The sequence below is a fragment of the Pedobacter faecalis genome, assembly GCF_030182585.1.
Taxonomy (GTDB): domain Bacteria; phylum Bacteroidota; class Bacteroidia; order Sphingobacteriales; family Sphingobacteriaceae; genus Pedobacter; species Pedobacter faecalis.
Genome location: NZ_JARXOW010000001.1, coordinates 1 through 16415 on the forward strand (window position 1 = coordinate 1; position 16415 = coordinate 16415).

At 47.7% G+C, this 16415-nt stretch carries 17 protein-coding genes; 10 read left to right on the forward strand and 7 right to left on the reverse strand.

All coding sequences use genetic code 11. The annotated features are described in order from the left end of the window. Positions 1-157: 157 nt before the first annotated feature. Positions 158-316, forward strand: coding sequence for a hypothetical protein (locus tag QEP07_RS00005; RefSeq protein WP_256007036.1), 159 nt, complete (start codon positions 158-160; stop codon positions 314-316). Between the two features lie 38 nt (positions 317-354). Here the strand turns inward: QEP07_RS00005 and QEP07_RS00010 are convergent, their stop codons facing one another. Next, positions 355-1524, reverse strand: a complete 1170-nt coding sequence (locus QEP07_RS00010; RefSeq protein WP_285007955.1) for a PepSY-associated TM helix domain-containing protein — start codon at positions 1522-1524, stop codon at positions 355-357. A gap of 3 nt (positions 1525-1527) precedes the next feature. Continuing rightward, on the reverse strand, positions 1528-3912 hold the full coding sequence (locus tag QEP07_RS00015) for a TonB-dependent receptor (protein ID WP_285007956.1): 2385 nt from the start codon (positions 3910-3912) through the stop codon (positions 1528-1530). 133 nt (positions 3913-4045) lie between these two features. Between QEP07_RS00015 and QEP07_RS00020 the strand changes: the two genes are divergently transcribed. After that, positions 4046-5116, forward strand: coding sequence for an endo-1,4-beta-xylanase (locus QEP07_RS00020; protein ID WP_285007957.1), 1071 nt, complete (start codon positions 4046-4048; stop codon positions 5114-5116). A 9-nt stretch (positions 5117-5125) separates the two neighbouring features. On the opposite strand, the gene QEP07_RS00025 is transcribed toward QEP07_RS00020, so the two are convergent. After that, complete coding sequence (locus QEP07_RS00025; RefSeq protein WP_285007958.1) at positions 5126-5686, reverse strand: NADPH-dependent FMN reductase; 561 nt, start codon at positions 5684-5686, stop codon at positions 5126-5128. A gap of 159 nt (positions 5687-5845) precedes the next feature. Between QEP07_RS00025 and QEP07_RS00030 the strand changes: the two genes are divergently transcribed. Then, a complete protein-coding gene (locus QEP07_RS00030) occupies positions 5846-6772 on the forward strand; it encodes an alpha/beta fold hydrolase (RefSeq protein ID WP_285007959.1) in 927 nt (308 codons plus the stop codon). Positions 6773-6808: 36 nt separating this feature from the next. Next, positions 6809-7660, forward strand: a complete 852-nt coding sequence (locus QEP07_RS00035; RefSeq protein WP_285007960.1) for a helix-turn-helix domain-containing protein — start codon at positions 6809-6811, stop codon at positions 7658-7660. Here QEP07_RS00035 and QEP07_RS00040 read toward each other — a convergent pair. The 3 genes from QEP07_RS00040 to QEP07_RS00050 are packed head-to-tail and all read right to left on the reverse strand — an operon-like array spanning position 7657 to position 10525. Beyond that, positions 7657-8613, reverse strand: a complete 957-nt coding sequence (locus QEP07_RS00040; RefSeq protein WP_285007961.1) for a carboxypeptidase-like regulatory domain-containing protein — start codon at positions 8611-8613, stop codon at positions 7657-7659. The two genes, QEP07_RS00035 and QEP07_RS00040, sit on opposite strands and share 4 nt — an antisense overlap. Before the next feature lies 1 nt (position 8614). Beyond that, complete coding sequence (locus QEP07_RS00045) at positions 8615-9553, reverse strand: peptidase associated/transthyretin-like domain-containing protein (RefSeq protein WP_285007962.1); 939 nt, start codon at positions 9551-9553, stop codon at positions 8615-8617. A gap of 42 nt (positions 9554-9595) precedes the next feature. Continuing rightward, positions 9596-10525 carry an NAD(P)/FAD-dependent oxidoreductase gene (locus QEP07_RS00050; RefSeq protein ID WP_285007963.1) on the reverse strand — a complete coding sequence of 310 codons (930 nt, stop codon included), beginning with the start codon at positions 10523-10525 and terminating at the stop codon, positions 9596-9598. A gap of 127 nt (positions 10526-10652) precedes the next feature. Here QEP07_RS00050 and QEP07_RS00055 point away from each other — a divergent pair, with 127 nt between their 5' ends. Genes QEP07_RS00055 through QEP07_RS00070 form a run of 4 tightly spaced genes read left to right on the forward strand, consistent with a single transcriptional unit; the run spans position 10653 to position 13682 of the window. After that, a complete protein-coding gene (locus QEP07_RS00055) occupies positions 10653-10922 on the forward strand; it encodes a hypothetical protein (protein ID WP_256007028.1) in 270 nt (89 codons plus the stop codon). Continuing rightward, positions 10919-11692, forward strand: coding sequence for a non-homologous end joining protein Ku (gene ku / locus QEP07_RS00060; RefSeq protein ID WP_285007964.1), 774 nt, complete (start codon positions 10919-10921; stop codon positions 11690-11692). Before QEP07_RS00055 ends, ku begins: the two co-directional genes overlap by 4 nt. An 8-nt stretch (positions 11693-11700) precedes the next feature. Next, positions 11701-12459: a DUF72 domain-containing protein gene (locus QEP07_RS00065; RefSeq protein ID WP_285007965.1), complete on the forward strand. Its 759-nt coding sequence runs from the start codon at positions 11701-11703 to the stop codon at positions 12457-12459. A gap of 20 nt (positions 12460-12479) precedes the next feature. Next, positions 12480-13682 (forward strand): MFS transporter, encoded by a 1203-nt coding sequence (locus QEP07_RS00070; RefSeq protein ID WP_285007966.1) that lies wholly within the window; start codon positions 12480-12482, stop codon positions 13680-13682. Here the strand turns inward: QEP07_RS00070 and QEP07_RS00075 are convergent. Beyond that, positions 13656-14711, reverse strand: a complete 1056-nt coding sequence (locus QEP07_RS00075; protein WP_285007967.1) for a threonine aldolase family protein — start codon at positions 14709-14711, stop codon at positions 13656-13658. The two genes, QEP07_RS00070 and QEP07_RS00075, sit on opposite strands and share 27 nt — an antisense overlap. Before the next feature lie 65 nt (positions 14712-14776). Between QEP07_RS00075 and msrA the strand changes: the two genes are divergently transcribed. Both msrA and QEP07_RS00085 read left to right on the forward strand, forming a co-directional pair. After that, positions 14777-15268, forward strand: a complete 492-nt coding sequence (gene msrA, locus QEP07_RS00080) for a peptide-methionine (S)-S-oxide reductase MsrA (RefSeq protein WP_285007968.1) — start codon at positions 14777-14779, stop codon at positions 15266-15268. Positions 15269-15287: 19 nt separating this feature from the next. Further along, a complete protein-coding gene (locus QEP07_RS00085; RefSeq protein WP_285007969.1) occupies positions 15288-16415 on the forward strand; it encodes a HesA/MoeB/ThiF family protein in 1128 nt (375 codons plus the stop codon).

Genomic DNA, 16415 nt, shown 5'->3' on the forward strand with positions numbered 1-16415 from the left:
ACAAACCCTGTAGCTAACAATGCTGCAGGGTTTTGTTGTTTATACGGAGTTCTTGTCTTTATAAAACAAACCGGCTTCCGATATCCCCATTGCTACTTTATAAACCATATCGCCTTTCAATTGTTATTGGTTTAACATTCACCTAAACTTAAAAATTATGGCCAGAGGAACAAAAGTGGAAAGGAATTCGGTATCGAATCAGGAACACGAGATTAAATATGAGGCTGGAAAGATGGGCGTTAAGCAGTCGGATATTAAGGACGCAAAGAAAGGCGGCTCTAACCAGCGTAAGGATATCGAAAAGAAAGTAAAGTAGAAGACAGAATTAAGAGCCCCTTATAAGGGGCTTTTTTGTTAGACATACCGTCCTGCTGGGCTTTTTGTTCTTTTGGCTGGTTTGCCTTTATGGTTGTACCACATGATGAATCCGGTGATGGGTAATCCTGCGCAAATGAGCGACACGAAGAAATAGAAGAGCTTGGTGGGTATGCCGCTGTAAGCGCCGGTATGCAGATCGTAATTCATGGTACGGAGTTTTTGTCCGCCCCTGATGTCCTGATCACCATACTTTAGCAATAGCTCACCCGTGTTGCGATCGAAGTAATACCACATGAACTGGTGGGTCCGGTTTTTGGCCAGACGTACTTGTACATCAAGCGGATCAGTTTCCTTGTCGCGAAAGCGTACGGAAAATATGTCGGCATCTTGATGATCGTGTAAGAGTTTTTTTAGTACTGAGTCGGCCGCTCCTCGGTTATAATCCGGGTTTGGGCTCGACAGAGGAATTTTAATCTTCTGGTAAGGCGTGCCGCCGTTGGCTACATATTGCACCGATTTATCGGCCCATTCAAAAGCGAATACCATACCTGTTACCGAGATGATGATTCCGGGTATGATAATGTAGAACCCGAAAACATTATGGATATCGTAAATCAATCGCTTAATACCGACGCGCATTTTTAGTGCGAATCCGCGCTTAAAAGCTTTTCTCTTCCATTTTCGCGGGAACCAGAGGACGAGGCCGCTTAGCAGCAGTAGGAAAAAGCAGAGGGATGAGCCTCCGGTTATTATGCCCCCGACAGTATCGCCAAGGAGGAGATTGCGGTGCAGGCTGAGCACGATCTGGAAAAACTCGTTCAGCGTATTTTCTATGTAGACTACTTTTCCGGTGTACGGATTTACGTACACGCGGTAGTAATATTTGTTATAGTTCCAGTAGCCGATGCCGTCTTTGTCGGTAAGCGTAGCCCGGAAGATCCAGTTGCGCCGGCCGTCAGGGTAGATTTCAGCGCGCGTGACTTTGATATCAGCTCCCAGCGCTTGCTGTGCGGTTTGCCTCAGTTCACTGAAATCACGAAATGTGCCCCCACCGGTATCTGTAACATACAGCCTGTCGCGATAGAAAAACGTTTTCAGCTCGTCTGCAAACACATTGATGCAGCCGGTGAGGCTGACGATCAGGACGACGATCCCGGTAATCAGCCCCAGCCATTTATGTAACCAGAAGAAAACCTTCCTGAACACCTGTTAGAAGTTGTACGATACGTTGAGACTCATGGTGGCGCCGTTGCCGCGCACGTACTCGGCATCTATGGCCCTATACTGACTTACTACGGGATAGTAGGCGTTGTTGAGCAGGTTTTCTACACCTAGTCCGGCCGACCATTGCGCGTTGATCCGGTAGGCTGCAGTAAGGTTAAACAGGCTTACCGGTTCTACAGGTCCTTCGCTGTTGGCGTAAAGGTTGTTGGCCCGAACGTTAAACCGGTCGCGCCCATCGGTATATACCCAGTACAATTTCATATCTAGTGCGCTTAGCGGACGGTAACCCAGGTAAGCTGTTGCTTTAGGAGGCGCAATACGCAGTCCGTTCATGTAAACCTTGGTACCGTCGGCTTGTTCAGCCTTGCCTTCTACATAGGAATAGCTGCCCCCTGCCGTCCATTGCTCGCTGACGTTTACATCAGCAGCGATTTCGTAGCCATGTATCCTTTCAGGTTCACGTTGCGCTACGAGAAAACCACCTACGTCGACCAGATTTGCCCCCAGCCTGGATGTGCTCACATAGTATGATGCGGTGAGGTTGACCATGCCCAGCCTTGAACTGAAGCCTGCCTCGTAATTGTTGGTGATGATCGGATCGGTGGCTATGGATTCCAGCGTGTTGCTTGTAGCCCTCCGCAGGATGCGTCCAAGCTCGTTGATGGCGAAGCCTTGCGAGAAGCTGATGAATGGATTGAATATTTCGTACCTGTTGTAACGCAAACCAGCATTAAAAGTGGTGGCGTTGTACGGAATCTTTCCGCCACTTACGGCGATGCTGCCTGCACCGTCCGGACCGGTTGCAATGGTGTTGAAGTCTTTAACCTTCACATCTGCATTTTCGTGACGCACGCCCGCTTTCAATACGAACTGGTTGAGCAGGTCGATGTTAAACTGCGCGTACGGTGCAAGGTTGAGCATGTTCATGTCTGGAATGTATACCCGTCCATCAGTAAGCACCTGGTTGGTACGGTCATTTAGCAGGTCTAATCCGTAAGTTAACTCACCCTGGCCCAGACCGCCCATTGCCCAGGGCGTATTGAGCGTAAGCCTGACACCCTTTTTGAATGATTGTATTTTCGTTTGTCCTGGCCCGTACCATGCGGTGCCTTGCTCTACATAGCGGTTCATGGATACGAAGCTGTTGTAATAGGCAGACAGATCAAGCGAACTTGCTAAAGGCAGGGCAGTATTTTGGTAGGAGATGAGGGCGTTGTGGTTATAGGGCGTTCCGGCAGGTTCGCCCGGATCATCGCCTTTCTGGCCAACTGAAGGTGCCTGCCCATATTTTCCTGTCACATTGATATAGTCTGCATCCTGTACGCTACGAAACAGGTTGTAGGAGGCAGTAACTGCGCTGTTTGCGTTTGGTTTGTACGATAGTTTGGCAAATGCATTATATAGAGAGTTTTCTCCCAGTCCGTCGGGCTGTGCGTTTACATTGCCCTTCGCGTCACGCAGCACACCGGTGTAATTATAGGTGCCGTTTACCACATAGGAGAGCTTGTCGGCCGTTCCGGAAAAGCCCTGAGATAAGCGATAACCAAGCGTATTTGCGGGATGAGCAACATTGCTGTTTAATCCGACGCTCGTGGTGCCGCTGAACGCTTTGTCGGCCACCGCTTTCTTCGTGATAAAGTTGATGATTCCCCCTGCGGAGCCATTACCGTAAATGGAGGTAGCGCCTTTGATGACTTCCACACGTTCAATGACCGCAGGATCAAGCGTACGGATGTCGCGGCTTCCGTTCATGAGCGGTGTAGATTGTGGTATTCCGTCGATGAGCACAAGTACCTGGCGCCCCCTGAGGGTCTGTCCGGCGTTAGTCGCTTTATTATTCGATGTCCCTAATCCCGGTATGGTATTCCCTAAAATGGCCGCTACCGAGGGGTTAACGTTCAACTGTTCCTTTACTTCGCGTTCGGTAAGGATGCTCACCGAAGATGGTACGTCTTTAAGGCTCTCGGGCTTTCTGCCGGCAGTTACAATTACTTCTGAGAGGTCGGTGCCGGGCTGAAGTACGAAAGTCAGCTCCTGTGCTTGTCCGGCTTCCAGGTTGATGTCTCTCGTCTCTGACTGCTGGCCTACACGGCTAACGGTGAGCTGATAAATGCCCGGACGTAAACCCGTAATACGGAATTTACCCTCAGCATTTGTCTGACTGCTCTTGCCTCCCTTAATGGCTGCAGTAGCATATTGGAGAGGCTGACCATTGGTGTCGGAAACTGTTCCGGTGATGGTAGCGCCTGAGGTTTCGCTGTTTTGCGCAGACGCGGTGGTGAACAGGAAAAGGAACATTATGCTTAGCAAAAAGCCGGACAGAAGTTTAGCCGCTGGCCCGGAGGGTATAAGTAAGTATGAATTCGGCATATTGGTTTGTTTTGAATTGGTGCAAATATATTTTTATTTGGATTCATTACAAATTAAATGAACGGTTATCTGCCCACGGCTTGCGTTTGATAGCAGGATAAAATGTGTATCTTGAGCTATATAAATCCAGTGTATGAGAAGTGTTCTATTACTATTGATTTTTGTCGCGGGCGCTAGTCGCCTGCCAGCCCAGAGCGGTACGGATGGTAAGGGACTTAAGGATTACTACAAGGCTTACTTTCCGATAGGAGTAGCCATAACGCCACGTCAGCTGCAGAATCCGGACGAAAGGAAGCTGATTTTGAAGGAGTTTAACAGCGTAACTGCCGAGAATGCGATGAAAATGGAACCGATTCATCCGGAGGAAAACCGTTACGACTGGCGTGGTGCAGATGCGATCGTTGATTTCGCTGCTGCAAATGGGTTGAAGGTGAGAGGGCATACCCTTTGCTGGCATTCCCAGGCACCAGATTGGATGTTCCGCGATGATAAGGGTGAGCGGGTAGGTAAGGAAGTTCTGCTTGAACGCCTGAAGGCACATATTTATACTGTGGTGAAACGCTACAAAGGCAAGATATATGCCTGGGATGTGGTGAATGAAGCAATTTCAGATAATCCCAATGAGTTCTTACGAAACTCGGTGTGGTACCAGATATGCGGTGAGGACTTTATTTTTAAAGCGTTTCAGTATGCGCATGAGGCCGATCCGGATGCGGTGTTGTTTTATAACGACTATAATGCTGAACACCCGGAAAAGCGTCAGCGTATTTATAAACTGTTAAAAAAGCTGACAGATGCCAAGGTTCCTATCCACGGTGTAGGTCTGCAGGGACACTGGTCTGTCACCGGTCCTTCCGAAGAAACCATAAAAGCGGCTGTGGATCAGTATTCGGCATTAGGCCTTAAAGTGCAAATTACCGAACTGGACGTATCTGTTTATCCCGATGGCGACAGGAAAACCGAAGGGGCCGCTAGTTCCGGATTCACACAAGGGCTGCAGAAGAAGCAGGAAGAGCAATACGGTATGTTTTTCCGGGTGTTCCGGCAATACCGTGGTGTACTTACGGGCGTCACCTTCTGGAATTTGTCGGACCGCCACAGCTGGCTCGACAACTTCCCGGTACGCGGCCGTAAGAACTACCCGCTTTTATTTGACAAGGACCTGCAGCCTAAGGGCGCTTACTGGAACGTGGTCAGGTTTTAAGGCATACGACTAGGCCCGGAGCGTTTTCATCGCTTCTGCCCACTTCGCTAACTCTTTAAACATGGCTCCTGCGGCTTTACCATGACTTTCGTCGGCCCCAAACTTTCCGTCTTCACCTATAAACTTACTGAACATCGGTAGGGTAACTCCCTGGTTGAGGGGCATCATATGCAGCGTGGTGAGTACCTGCTTAAGCATTTGCGTGGAGCGTAAGCCACCGGAAACGCCGCCATAACTCACTATTCCTACTGGTTTATAGGCCCATTCATTGAAAAGGTAATCGAGGGCATTTTTAATTGGCGCCGGAAACCCGTAATTATATTCCGCCAGAACAATAATGAAGGCGTCGGCCTCACTGATCTTAGCACTCCAGTCTTTCGTATGCTGATGCTGATATTGTTGTAACCGCGGATGTTGCGGCTCGTCCATCAATGGAAGATTGATTGCAGCAAGATCAAGCAGTTCGGCATCTATGTTTTCCTGTGAGGCAGCAAGGTTGTATATCCACTCGGCAATGGCGATTCCTTTGCGCTCTGGCCGGGTTGTAGAGGTGATGATCTTTACATTCATTTTCTGTCTTTTTTAAGATAAAGGTACATATCCGGGGATTGTTTTTGTTGAAGGGGAAAAATGTACAATGCTCATGGCAATATGTCCATTCCCCCGCTGTATGTGTTTGTGCAACTTTGTACTGTTCAATTAATCATAAACACTAAAACAATAAATAAAATGAAAAATTCAGTATCAAAAACAATCAGCAAGTTAATTTTAGCAGCGGTTATCGCTTTCGGTGTAAAAGATTCAGTGCACGCTCAAGGGAAAAGAGTACCTGCTTCGCTTGGCAGGGAGGAGTATGTTGAGGTGGAAAAAAATGTTAGGTTACATGTTACCGACCTGGGTGAAGGTAAACCTGTTGTCCTGATTCATGGATGGCCGCTGAGCAACGCCATGTACGAGTATCAGTACCAATATCTGGTTCGAAAGGGTTTCAGGGTCATAGGAATCTCTCTTCGCGGGTTTGGTAAGTCGGACAAGCCATACGGACGCTATGATTTTGATGTATTCTCGGATGATATCAAAGTTGTCCTAGAAAAGTTGAAAATTGAAGATGCGGTGCTTGGCGGTTTCTCGATGGGCGGAGCCGTGGTGATTCACTATGTAACAAAGTATAACGCGGCTCATGTAGGAAAACTGGCCTTATTCGCAGCCGCGGCTCCGACATGGAAACAACGCGAGGGTGCTCCTTATGGTGTGCCCGAAGCTGATGCGATAAATCTTATTAATGAAACGATGAAGAACAGGCAGGATTTAATTGCCGGATTTGGAAAAGATTTTCCGGCCAGGGAAGGTGCTATCTCTCAGAACATTGTGAAGTGGCTGGAGAATATGAATCTGGAGGCCTCGCCATATGCGACAACTGAATCTATCAGGTCATTACTTAACCTGGACCTACGACGGGAGCTTTCAAAGATCAAAATACCGACCGTCATTTTTAGTGCGGTGCACGACAAACTGGTTAGTTTATCGGCCGGTGAAGCGCTCAAAAAGGGAATTGCAAATGCTCACCTGGTAAGGTTTGAAAATAGCGGACACGCCTTATTCTTTGAAGAAGCAGACAAGTTCAATGCAGAGTTGGAAAAGTTTGCAAGACAATAACACCCCCGTTTGCCTATTTTAGAGAAATTTTGCTAAATGAGGAAAGATAATTATCTGTTTGAAAGCAGCCTGAAGACATTCGGGCTGCTTCATTTTGATCAGGTTGAGGCAGCCGGCATTGATGCCTATAAATCATATATCAAGGTTTTATATCTGCCGGAAGGCTATACCATAAAGGTAGATTTTGCGGTGTATAACACGGCTAAGCCTACGCTTCTGTTTGTGGCCCCCAACCAGCATATCGAGTTAGAACGTTTGGGAGACCGGCCTGGACATTTCGTATATTATAATCGTGATTTTTATTGTATTCAGATCAATGATGCGGAGGTTTCTTGTGATGGGCTGTTATTTAACAATATTCATAATATGCCTGTGGTTGTGCTGGAAAGCAGGGAGGCTGCATTTATCGATTACCTGTTTTCTGAACTGGAGGACGAGTTCTTGAACAACGACTCTTCGATGGAGGAAATGCTTCGTACCTACCTGAAGCAGTTGCTGATTAAGGCTACACGGCTATGGAAAATACAGCATCTGGACAGGGTGGTGACGGAGCAGCATGCCGACCTGGAATTTTTCAGGAAATTCACCCTGCTCGTTGACGCGAACTATAAACAGAAACATACGGTAGCCGATTATGCTGACCTGCTGTATATGTCGCCCAAGACAATTACCCATAAATTTAAACGGCTTAATCTTCCACAGCCCAACGAGGTCATCAAAAACAGGATCGTGCTGGAGGCTAAGCGTTTATTGGTTCACACTGGGATGACTGCAAAAGAGATTGCTTACGATCTGGGCTACGACGATCCGGCGTATTTTAGCCGTCTGTTTTTGGTGAAGACCGGCGAGTCGCCTACAGGTTTCAGGGCTAAATATAATCATCGTTAATATTCTATGGTGGCCGACAATGCGACGTCGTATTCGGTATGCTCGACCCAGTTTCCCCTGGGGTCTTTAATATAGGCCCTTGGAATTTCTTTCCGTGGATACCCGATGAGGGCAGGCTCGTACTTTATGGAATATGCTGGCACGGTATCATGGACTTGTTCGCCTTTGCGGTTGATTCGCTCTACCTTCAAGGCACTGCCGAAAAAGACGACTTCGTTGAAAGGTATGGGAAGCCACTCGATGGCTACAAAAAACTGGGTGCCGTTTATCGTAATCTTATCTTCGCTCATATCTATAACATACCAGATGCTGTTGTTCTTTAATTCGATGGTCTTAGTGAAGCGTATCTTTCCGGGGAGTCCGCCAGTCGTGACTTCCATTATGTGAACAAGGAAGCGTGTTTTAGCGTGTGCTGTACTTCGGCTGGGTGAGCGCGGACCGTTGAAATTGCGTCTTCCGATCTGAATTTTTTTGAGGGATGAATATTCCTCCGGTGAGGTAAACAGCTTTGCATAAAAATAACTGAACGGTGTGAACGCGTGAGTTACATAACGGGGCGGCTCGTCTCTTACATGAGTAAGGTCGAATTTATTCAGCACCTTTTGCTTCCGGCGGCGGTCGGTAATGGCTACTTCCTCCAGAATCGTCGTAGCCGGTGTGAGGACTACAATGCGCTGAGTTAGAAATTCGCTTGCCGCGATTCGTGCTGTAACATATCCTACTGCGCTGAAAATCAAGGTGTCATTATCCAGACTGTCTTTTTCAGACAATAACTTAAAAAAGCCATGAGCGTCAGTTATTACAGCGATATCCTCGTTAAGGAGCCTAACGTTGACGTTACTGACAGGCTGCTCGGTGGTCTTATTGAAAACTTGCCCTTCGAATGTAAGTTGAGCGAAGCCTGCCAGCGGAAACAGCGCCACTATGAATAAAATGAGCGTGCGTATTTTCATATCATTTTCTGATGGTTGCTTTGATGGCCAGGTCGGTGAAGTCAGGATAGAAATAGGTGTAGGGCGACCATTGCTGACGCATGTTCATGGCCCAGATCTTGGTCTTATCGCCGCGCTCAGGTGAAATGGCGATTGCAGGCCGGTAGTTCACCACACGTTTACGTATACCTGTTTTGGGATCAAATACATCCGCATAGCCGAAATTGTCATAGTTCCGGAGTATTTCGATAGCCACGAAAAAAGTGGTGTCGGGAATAACAATGTTATCGTCCTGGAGATTTACGCTAATACGTTTTGATTCCCGGTTCTTTATCTCAATAATCCGGCCGCAAAGATCTTTTCCAGGACCTCCAGTGTTCTTGTCGAGTCCGTAAACGCGCAGGTGAAAGCGCGTAGATTCGATACCGCCGTTGTGATGAAATGTGAATGCAAGGCGATGGATGGTGACTTCCCGAAGCAGAGCACCAGCAAATGGAAGGTCGAACTGCTGTGCAAGCTGAAGATGGTCTGCATCTGCAGCCGTTTTCTGTATGCCGGCGTAATGGGTGATGTCGCGGCGACTGAAATCGTTTAAAACCGAGTCTTTCGTTAATGTCCGCTTTGCTTTATTTGGCTTATAAGGTACTGGTTTTAAACGTATGCTGTTTTGTGCGCTGAGCTTGCCCAGGGGTATAAGCAGTGTAGCATAGTTTTGTGCAGAAACGCGGAGGGTGTCTTTTATCTTTGGAAGTTCGCCCGGAATGGAAAATATGCCATCGTCTTCAGTGTTGATGTATAAGTTTGCCCGTAGCAGGCTGATGGAAACGAAGGGGATGGGCTTCAGCGTTTGTTCGTCAATGACTACAAAGCGATTTAGCGGTGCTTCCTGGCTGAACGCGAATTGCACGGAAAGCAGTGTCGCAGCTAGCACTGCGACAAAAGGTGAGTGAGCGAAAATCATAACACAATATACAAAAAGTAATCTGTGTTATGCTACGCTGCTTCAAAAGAGTTCCTCTGCCAGGTCTCTGTTGACCATCGCGCCCGTTAACGACCCCGCCGCTACGGCATTGGCCACCGACCGCATGGCTGAGGTGTTGTCGCCGCAGGCATACACCCCATGTACTGAAGTTTTCTGAAAGGCGTCTGTCTTGATATGTCCCTGCTCTGTGAACTCACAGCCTAGGAAAGCCGGGATCTCCGACTGCTGAACAAAGGGGATGCCCGCATAAATTGCGTCGAATGCATACTTACTGCCGTCTTCCGTGACCACATGGTGAAGGTAGCCAGCCTCATGTTCGATTTCTTTGACCGTTGCTGCGATAAACTGCACGTTATTCTCCTTGAACTTATCGAACTGTGGCCCATCGAATGCTGTACCCTGCAGCCCGATAATGCTCAGGTCTCTGGTCAGATTGCTGACCAGCGGCGCTAAATGCGTTGCCCGCGCTGCATCCGCCATAATCGCCGTCTTTTTGTCACGAAATTCATAACCATGGCAATAGGGGCAGTGGATGACGGAAATTCCCCAACATTCGGAGAAGCCCTTTATGTCTGGCATCAGATCTTTTATGCCTGTAGCAAGAATGAGTTTTCTGCCGTAAAAGGTGTCTCCTGAGCTTGCCTTTATTTCGAATCCGTTTTCTGTTTTAATGCCCGCTGTCGCAAGACCATCATAAAACTGAACTGTTCTATATTGCGCTACCTGGGCCCGGGATGTCTCGGAAATCTCCCTGGGCGTCTTGCCGTCCTGAGTCAGGAAATTATGGGAATGCGGCGTTTGCCGGTTGCAGGGCAGTCCGCTGTCTATCACAAGAACGTTTCTGAGCGAACGGCCTAAACTCATTGCAGCAGCGAGCCCGGCATAACTGCCTCCAATAATTATGACGTCGAAAGTTGGAATATGTGTCATCATTTGCTTTTGAATTCTCATAAAGGTAGCTTATTTATTTATTTGTTGCAATGTAGTTGCAACAAATGACTTTGGAAAGACTTCTTTCAATGTTCCGGAAAACTAGTGTACTTCAGTTTTGTTTATATACCATCAGCAGAATGCTATTATGGAAAATTATCCCGTTACGGTTAGCGTAGACAAGGAGGTCCACCACTTTGAAGTTGCAGAATACCCGCATCATGACGGCGACCGGTGCAAAGTCAAGGTTTACCAGGATGGTAAGCTTGTGGCTGGTTTTGAACCTGATGAGTACAATTTCCTGCATATATGCCAAAACCCTGGTGGTTTAGATGAAGAACTGCTGCATGTATTGGCGGACCGGCTGGATGCTCTCCATCCGCATCGCATTAGTAAGGACATAAATGAAGAACTATGAGATCAATTTGGAAAGGGACAATCAGTTTTGGCCTGGTGAGTATTCCCATCAAGTTATATTCGGCAGTGCAGACTACTTCGCTCGACCTGGATATGCTCGACAGCAGGGATCATGCACATATTAAGTTTCAGAGGATCAACGAAGATACCCGGAAGGAAGTTCCCTACGATAAAATTGTGAAGGGCTATAAGTACAAAAACGGGAATTATATCATTGTAGAGGAGAGTGATTTTGAGGCTGCCGCACCGGAGAAGACCAAGCTGATTGAGATAGAAAGCTTTGTGGACATTGCCTCGGTAAACCCAATGTTCTACGAGACATCTTACTATGCTGAGCCTGAAACGAAAAGCAACAAGGCTTATGCTCTCCTGATGCAGGTACTGAAAAAGTCGGGCAAAGCTGGCCTGGCCCGCTTTGTGCTGAGAAGCAGCGAAAGTTTATGTATTGTACATCCGGTGGGCAAGGCGCTTGTCGTTACCCGGATCAGGTTTCAGCAGCAAATCCGCGATCAGGATGAACTCAAGGTGGATGATAAGATCAATATCAGCAAAAAGGAGCTGGATATGGGACTGACGCTGGTGAACCAGTATGCTGAAGATTTTGATGTGTCGAAGTACAAGGATGAATATCATACTAAGCTGCTTAAGCTGATTGAAGCGAAGGCTAAGGGCAAGCGGCCAACGATCAAGAAACTTAAACCTAAAAAGGAAAAAGGCGACGATCTCTATGCTCAACTGATGAGCAGTCTCGGGAGCAAGAAAGGCGCATGATTTAGCTTATGTCGGATTTGTCATGCTTCTATTCGGGGACCAGCGGGCTTTTACTGCCAGTGCGCAACAAGCTTTTCTATCCGGATGAGTTTAAAAGTAAAAGCCGTCTCTGTTTCTATGCTTCATTGATGAACAGCATTGAGGTGAACAGCTCTTTTTATAAAATTCCGATGGCGTCTACCATTGCCCGTTGGGCAGAAGATGTGCCCGAGCGTTTCAGGTTTACTTTTAAGCTTTTTCGTGAGATTACTCATAACAAAGGTCTGCTTTTCGACGCAGAATTGGTACAGCGCTTCATGGATGTTATTTCTCATGCAGGCGAAAAGAAAGGGTGCGTGCTTGTGCAATTTCCGCCGAGCGTACGGATCGAACACCTGCGTCAGCTGGCGCGGCTGGTAACTGAGCTGAGGCATTGCGATGAGGAGATGAACTGGAACATTGCGCTGGAATTCAGACATGTGTCGCTCTACCGCGATGAGGTATATCGTCTTTTGGAGGACAATTTTATGGCTCTCGTTATTCAGGATATGCCTGCTTCGGCAACGCCTATGCTAGATAGTGATCTGCCTTTTGTATATCTCCGGTTCCATGGTCCGGGCGGCAGCTACCGCGGGAGTTATGACGAGCAGTTGCTATATGAATATGCGGGGTATATTTCTGACTGGCTTGCGGAGGGAAAGACGGTTTATGTTTATTTCAATAATACCATGGGTGATGCATTAAAAAACCTGAACACACTAAAAGACGTTGTGCATGGCTCGCGCTAAAATCTTATCTTTGCAAGCGCATGAGTACAAGCCATCCTTCAGACCATCTCGCTGAAAAAACCGTATTTCCGATTCTTTTTGCCATCAGCTTTTCGCATCTCCTGAATGACACGATTCAGTCGATCATTCCAGCTATATATCCGGTTGTAAAAAGCAGTTATAACCTGAGTTTTACGCAGATTGGTCTAATTACACTGACTTTTCAGATGGCGGCTTCGCTCTTTCAGCCTTTTGTGGGGCTTTATACCGACAGGAAGCCTCAGCCATATTCTTTAGCTGTGGGAATGAGTTTCACATTAATAGGGCTTATCTCATTAGCTTTGTCGGGCAATTTTTATATGATGCTTGTATCGGTTGCTCTCGTGGGAACGGGTTCATCGATATTCCACCCGGAGGCTTCCAGGATGGCCCATGCGGCTTCAGGTGGAAAAAGGGGATTGGCACAATCGATCTTTCAGTTGGGCGGGAATTTCGGGAGTTCACTCGGGCCGCTGCTTGCTGCGTGGATCATTGTGCCTAACGGCCAGACCAGCGTGATATGGTTCTGCTTAGTGGCTTTGGTGGCCATAGTTGTATTGAGCCGCGTAGGGAACTGGTACCGCGGCTATGTTAGTGAGCGTACACGATCAAAGAAGGGAACAGGGGCAGCCCCGCACGGCTTTTCCCGACCCAGGGTCATTCTGGCCATAATTATCCTGCTTATCCTCATCTTTTCCAAGTATTTTTACATGGCCAGCTTAACAAGCTATTTTACGTTCTATGTGATGAGTAAGTTTCATGTTTCTGTTCAAACTTCCCAGGTGTATTTGTTTATCTTCCTGGTTTCCGTTGCTGCGGGCACACTTATTGGCGGGCCGGTTGGCGACAGGATAGGTCGCAAGTATGTGATCTGGTTTTCTATATTGGGTACCGCTCCATTCGCGTTGCTGCTGCCTTACGCAAATTTGTTCTGGACTGGCGTGCTGGTGGTTCCCATTGGCGTAATTCTGGCCTCGGCATTCCCCGCTATTCTTGTTTATGCACAGGAACTTATTCCGGGTAAGGTAGGCCTTGTATCTGGTCTATTCTTCGGTTTTGCTTTCGGAATGGGTGGAATTGGGTCGGCACTCCTGGGCAACCTGGCCGACAGCACGAGTATAGAACACGTTTTTCATTTGTGTTCATTTCTGCCGCTTATCGGTCTATTGACGGGCTTCTTACCTAATATCGGGCGTAGCAGATAGTCTTGAAGCAGCAGCGAGGAACCGATCTATGTCGGCTTCTGCAAGATCAAAGGCACATACCAGGCGCATTTCCTGAAGTTCCTCATCCCAGGTATGGAAATACATGGTTTCCTTTAACGAAGAAATCCATGAAGCTGGAAATATTGCGAACACGGCGTTTGCCTCTACCGGACGGCTAATCTGCACTTCCGGAATCTTTTTGAGTCCTTCAGCAAGCCGGGATGCAAGGTTATTGGTGTGGTTAGCGATCTCCCGCCATAGTTCGCCATTCAGCATGGCTTGAAACTGACTGCTGATGAAGCGCATCTTAGAGTTTAGCTGCGTTGCCCGTTTTAAATGGTAGATGGCCTTCTGGTATAGCTCGTCATTAAAAAACACCACTGCCTCACCGAACATCATGCCGTTTTTGGTTCCGCCCAGTGAGAGTACATCAATACCGATTTCTGAGGTAAGCGCTGCAAGACTGCAGTTTAAGCTGGCTGCGGCGTTATAGATACGGGCACCGTCCATATGCACGAGCAAACCGAATTCTTTGGCCACGGCAATAAGCCCCTTGAGTTCGCTGATGGTGTAAACTGTGCCAAACTCCGTGCATTGGGTAATAGATATGGCGGATATCTGGGCTGCGTGCGGGTTGCCGATCCTGGTGATCTTTCTCCGAAGCGCTGCCGGATCAATCTTTCCGTTGGTGCTGGCCACCGGCAAAAGCCGGCATCCGGCCAGAGATTCCGGGGCGGTCGACTCGTCATTGTATATATGGGCGCTGTCTGCACAGAGTATTGCGTTAAACCGCTCAGCCATGCTACTTAAAGAGACGATGTTGGCGCCTGTTCCGTTGAAGGTAAAATGGACGCCGGCAATATCGCCAAACACCTGCCCGAACAGCTCGGTTGCATTACGCGTATATTCGTCGGCACCGTAAGCAAAGCTATGTCCGTTATTACATTGGATGAGCGCTTCCAGAAAAGCGGGGTGAACACCTGCAAAATTTTCGCTGGCTAGTGATTGGATTGTATGACTTGTGTCCATTTTTTACGTTTGCGACAAATTTAGGGACTTTTTAGTACCTTTATTCCAATCAAAACAGAAAGATTATGAGTACGGAAAAAGCTATTCTTGCAGGGGGGTGTTTTTGGGGCGTTGAGGAGTTATTCAGGCATCAGCCAGGAGTGATATCTACTGTAGTGGGTTACACTGGCGGCGATGTTCCTAATGCAACCTATCGAAACCATGGTACACATGCGGAAGGGATCGCCATAGAATTTGATGCTGAGCGTTTATCATACAGAGGATTACTTGAATACTTTTTTCAGATTCACGACCCGACAACGCGTAACAGGCAAGGCAACGATATCGGTACCTCGTACCGCTCGGCGATTTTTTACCTCAATGATACGCAGCGCGAGGTAGCACTCCAACTGATTGCAGAAATGGAGGCATCAGGCAAATGGCCTGGTAAGATCGTTACAGAGGTGGTACCTGCTACAGATTTCTGGAATGCCGAAGAGGAGCATCAGGATTACCTGCAAAAGTATCCAAACGGATATACCTGTCACTATGAGCGCCCTGAATGGAAGCTAAGCTGATTGTTTAACGCAGTCGCCGATGTACATGAACGAACGTTACAGCAGACAGATCCGTCTAACGGATTTCGGCATCGAAGCGCAAAGAAAACTCTTTAGTGCCAGTGTCCTGGTGATTGGTGCTGGAGGACTTGGTTGTCCGGCATTGCAATACTTAGCTGCCGCTGGAGTTGGACGAATCGGTATTGCTGATCCGGATGTTGTTGAGTTGAGTAATCTTCACCGGCAGATCTTGTACGGGACAGAGTCACTTGGTTTATACAAGGCGGACGCTGCTGCTGCAAGGTTGCACGACCTTAACCCGGATGTAGCTGTCGAGCCCTATATTTATCCTGTAGATCAGCATAATGCGCTATCCTTGTTTGAGCGCTACGATTATATTTTAGACGGTACGGACAACTTTGAGTCGAAATACATGATCAGTGACGCTGCTGCGATGCTCGGTAAGCCATTGGTTTTTGGGGCGGCCGATCAGTACGACGGTCAGCTTGCTGTTTTCAATGTAACAGGGCCTGATGCTACTGCTGCGAATTATCGGGACCTGTTTCCAGAGCCGCCAGGGAAAGATCAGATAGGCAACTGCGCTGACAATGGCGTGCTCGGTGTGCTTCCCGGTATTATTGGTACGATGCAGGCGGCAGAGGTGATTAAATTGATTACCGGTGTCGGTACAGCCCTTGTCAACCAGCTGCTGATTTATGATATAAGAAATCAGCAGATGAGTAAGCTTGCCATAGTGCCTTCGACTATTAGTTATCGTTTACCGGCGTCGGCGAACGAATTTATTGCAATGAATTACAGTCTGAACTGTGGTCTGTCTGATGATGATATCGAGGAAATCAATGCGCAGCGAATGGAACAACTCTACCTGGGCGGCGGTACCTTGCTCGTTGATGTGCGAGAGGAACGCGAGACTCCCCGCCTTGACGCCGCTAAATTTGTGCTGGCTCCATTGCGGGATTTTGATTCCTTCCTTAATAGTCATTATAAAGAAGAACGCATCGTGTTGGTTTGTCAGCATGGTATTCGAAGTCTCCATGCAGCCCAGCAACTCCAGGAGAAATGGGGCAACGACAAGAAAATTTATAGTTTAAAAGGGGGTATTGCGAAATATCCTCAGTATTTTGTGGCGAAAACTAAACTAAGCTAG